Raw genomic sequence first — 2,992 nt, 5'->3', positions numbered from 1 at the left:
GGCGGCCTGTTCGCCCAGGGTGACCGCGGGGTCAGCGGTGAGCAGAGGTGGGGGAGAAGTGGTGAGTGCGGCATGGAGCCCACGGCGCATGTCGGCGGTAAACAAGACAGGGTCGCCGTGGGGCTCACGGTCGTAGGCGGCGTCCCGAATGAGGACGGCGAGAGCGTAGGAACGTAGCGCCGCCGCGGTCTGTGGAAGGCCCTGCTCGGTCACCGGTCGGCCCCGTTCCAGCGGATGCCGGCTGGCGCGGTGGTGGCGAGGAACTCCACAGGTCCAACCGCGTAGTCGTCGAGGCCCGCGGTGCGGGCGAACTGGTTGGCCGCGGTGGCGCTCTCGAAGACCAGCACGATGCCCACCACCTGGCGGTTGGTAGCACCGTCGAATCTGACCAGCCCGTACAACGCCTGTTCGTCGTGCATGTGATTCGCCTCCATCAGTGAGGGGAAAGGGGCTGGTTCCGGGCGGGCCGCGTGTGATCCGGGAAGGCACCCGTCCGGAACCAGCTCCGCCAGTGCACGCCAGCCGGGCACGGTTCCCCAGGACAGCCGGCCGCGCATGCCTCCGGCCGCGGTATGCACGTCCCCGGCCATGTGTGTCCAGGACATTCATCCGGACATCCCACCGGGTATTTCCGTTCTCGATTTGTCGCCGAATGGTTGCTTTTAGTATCTGTCTGAGACGGGTGAAGCTCGCGAGGTGAAGGAGCGAGGCCATGTCCGACACGGTGCATCCCGGCTGGGACCCGACCAGGCTGCGACAGGCACGCGAAGCCGCCGGACTAACCCAGGAGGACGCCGCCGCGGAGTTGACAACCCTCTCGGAGATGCAGGGTTTCATCCCCACGCTGCGGGCGACCGCGGAGATGATCCGCCGGCATGAACGGGGGCACGTCTACCCGGGCCGGCGGTACCGCCGGGCCTACACGCTGCGCTACGGCGCTTCTGCGGAACTCCTCGGTTTCCGCCGGATTCCGCCCGTGCCGGACGATGCCGCCGACGGAATGAGCACAGGGGTCGTAGCGTCCGGCGGGAACCCGGGTGACGATGGGCAGGCGGTGCCCGCGGACACCGGCCTCGAACGGCTGTGGACCGAAGGCGGGCTTGCCGCGGGATGGAAGGAGGTGACCGCACCGGTGGAACGCCGTCGTTTCCTGACCCTGTCCGGCGCGACGCTGGCGTTCCCCGTCCACGAATGGGTCGTCGCCGACCGCACGTCAGAGCCCCACCGGATCGATGCCGCCTTCCAGGGTCACCGGGTCGACAGCGTGCTCGTGGCCGATCTGACCACCCGGGTGGACGCATTACGGCGGATGGACGACACCCTCGGCGGGGGAGCCGTACACGATCTTGCCGTGTCCGAACTGCGGCTCGTCGTCGCGCTCATCCGGCACGGCCGGCACGGATCGGCGGAGCGGGCCGGTCTGCACGCGGTTGCCGCCGAGCTGGCCCGGCTGGCGGGGTGGGCGCATTTCGACACCGGCAATCACGGGACCGCGCAGCGGTACTGGCTCGTGGGTCTGCGGGCTGCCCACGAGGCGGGGCAGCCGGCAATCGCGGCGAACGTGCTGCGGTGCATGGCCGGTCAGGAGCGCGTCCTGGGAGATCCCTACAGTGCGATCCGGCTGCTGCGGTCCGCGCTAACCGGTGCCCGCGATGCGATGAGTGCGACCGAGCGGGCGGTTCTGGCCGCAATGCTCGCCCGTTCCTACGGTGACCTCGGGGACCGGCGGGCGGTACAGAGCGCGAACGACCAGGCATATACGTTGATCGAGGAGTCACGCCCGGCGGAGGATCCGCCCTGGGCCTATTGGATCCAGCCGCACGCCATCGCGTTCTCCGCGGGTGACGCACTGCTGTCCACGGGACGGGCGGCCGAGGCTGTTCCCCATCTGCGGCGGGCGGTGGGCGAGGTCGAGGGCTTCCCCCGGGATCAGATCCTCTACCTGACCCGTCTGGGTACGGCGCACGTCGACACCGGCGAGATCGACCAGGCCGTCGAACACGGACATCAGGCCATCGCATGCGCGGCCCCGCTCGATTCCGGTACCGCCCGTGCCAACATCCAGACTCTGTGCCGGCATGTCCAGGCCACCGGCCACCGCGCTGCCGCCGACCTCGCAGACCATGCCCGCAGTGCTCTGGTCACAGCGCAGGCGTAGCCGTTCGGGAAAGGACGAGGAGGAGCCTGCCGTGAGCCTCGCAGAGGCCGGTGAGCTCCTGGGGTTGTCGCGGCCGTTCGTCAGCCGGTTGCTCGATGCCGGAGAGATCCCGTCCGAGCGACTCCCCGAGAGCAGGCACCGCAGGGTGCGCCTGTCGGACGTTCTCGCTTTCCAGCAACAACGCGAGTCCAGGCGTGCGGGCCGGCGGATCATCGCCGAGGCTGCTGACGCGGCCGGTATCCCGTACTGACCGCTACGATGCCCATGCCCCGGGTACTCGTCGATACGAACGTGCTCTTCCCGTTCTCCGTCATGGATCTCATGTTCGCGCTCACCGAGGACGGCATCCACAACATTCTGTGGACCGATGCGCTCCTGGACGAATGGGAACGGGTCATTGTGCGCTCGGGACGGCGCTCGGTATCCTCGGCGGCGGCGGTCACCGCGGCGGTACGGAAATTCTTCCCCGAGTCGGAGGTTGCGTTCTGCGACTTCGCCGATCTCATCGCCGGCATGCCGGGAAAAGATCCGGACGACCGCGTCCACATGGCAGCCGGGAGACAGCACCAGGACGCCTCCGGCTTTCCATACAGTCTTACTCGCCGTCCGATGGTCAAGACCTTCTGTAGTCGTTGGTTCTATGGTCAACAGCTTATGGTGCGCCTCTGACTATTTTCGTTCTTGTTCGATTTGCTGAATCGCCTGTACCGCCGTCTGCCGCACAGCCCAGTGGTCGTCGTGGGTGGCGCGGTCGCGCAGCCACGGGAGGGTGGCCGGGTCGTCGTGCCAGCCGGCCGCGATCGCCTCCACCGCCGCCTGCCGCACATCCTCGGC

The 2,992-nt window shown here is 68.3% G+C and carries 6 protein-coding genes; 3 read left to right on the top strand and 3 right to left on the bottom strand.

Annotation, left to right across the window (positions count from 1 at the left end):
- Both U9980_RS26800 and U9980_RS26795 read right to left on the bottom strand, forming a co-directional pair.
- Window positions 1-213 (bottom strand): hypothetical protein (locus tag U9980_RS26800; RefSeq protein WP_322770473.1); only part of this gene is annotated, 213 nt, incomplete at its 3' end.
- Window positions 210-590 carry a hypothetical protein gene (locus U9980_RS26795; protein WP_322770472.1) on the bottom strand — a complete coding sequence of 127 codons (381 nt, stop codon included), beginning with the start codon at window positions 588-590 and terminating at the stop codon, window positions 210-212. The genes U9980_RS26795 and U9980_RS26800, both read right to left, overlap by 4 nt.
- Window positions 591-712: 122 nt before the next feature.
- Here U9980_RS26795 and U9980_RS26790 point away from each other — a divergent pair, with 122 nt between their 5' ends.
- From U9980_RS26790 to U9980_RS26780, 3 genes are read left to right on the top strand one after another with little or no spacing between them, the layout of a single operon-like run.
- Window positions 713-2,158: an XRE family transcriptional regulator gene (locus tag U9980_RS26790; RefSeq protein WP_322770471.1), complete on the top strand. Its 1,446-nt coding sequence runs from the start codon at window positions 713-715 to the stop codon at window positions 2,156-2,158.
- A 31-nt stretch (window positions 2,159-2,189) separates the two neighbouring features.
- On the top strand, window positions 2,190-2,408 hold the full coding sequence (locus U9980_RS26785; protein ID WP_322770470.1) for a helix-turn-helix domain-containing protein: 219 nt from the start codon (window positions 2,190-2,192) through the stop codon (window positions 2,406-2,408).
- Window positions 2,409-2,416: 8 nt separating this feature from the next.
- Entirely contained in the window at window positions 2,417-2,827 is a 411-nt protein-coding gene (locus U9980_RS26780; RefSeq protein WP_322770469.1) for a PIN domain-containing protein, read from the top strand.
- Here U9980_RS26780 and U9980_RS28815 read toward each other — a convergent pair whose 3' ends face one another.
- The gene (locus U9980_RS28815) at window positions 2,828-2,983 is read right to left on the bottom strand and encodes a HEAT repeat domain-containing protein (RefSeq protein ID WP_416210409.1); all 156 of its coding nucleotides are present in this window, start codon (window positions 2,981-2,983) and stop codon (window positions 2,828-2,830) included.
- Window positions 2,984-2,992 lie beyond the last annotated feature (9 nt).

The sequence above is a fragment of the Protofrankia sp. Cr1 genome, assembly GCF_963555865.1.
Taxonomy (GTDB): Bacteria; Actinomycetota; Actinomycetes; order Frankiales; family Frankiaceae; genus Protofrankia.
This window is presented reverse-complemented; position numbering and strand designations above follow the sequence as displayed.